Annotated in this window: 1 protein-coding gene; it reads left to right on the top strand. The window is 40.1% G+C overall.

The features are described from left to right. Positions 1-279, top strand: a 279-nt coding sequence (locus tag AAEY57_RS19775; protein ID WP_350608642.1) for a hypothetical protein, incomplete at both ends; no start/stop codon positions are given.

Genomic DNA, 279 nt, shown 5'->3' with positions numbered 1-279 from the left:
AGCCAACTCGGGACTATAAATTTACACGCTGGGCGCGACCTATGCCTTGAAACAGAACAAAACAATGTTCAGTTTGTTATTAAAAACAATCAATTTATTGATGTTAAAAATAACGTGTCGCAAACCACAAATAACAGCCATGTAAATTATCAAAGTGGTGGCAGCCAAGCCTTCAGTGGTAAAAATGCGGCCCTTACGAGCGAGAATGAAATATCACTCCTCACCGGACGTGCAGTAAAAGTAAATGCCCAAAGCGACATACTCCTTAAAACCAATAAC

It is taken from the genome of Pseudoalteromonas sp. MER144-MNA-CIBAN-0113, assembly GCF_040308965.1.
Taxonomy (GTDB): Bacteria; Pseudomonadota; Gammaproteobacteria; order Enterobacterales; family Alteromonadaceae; genus Pseudoalteromonas; species Pseudoalteromonas tetraodonis.
Note: the sequence above shows the minus strand (reverse complement) of the source record. Positions and strands in the feature narration are given on the sequence as shown.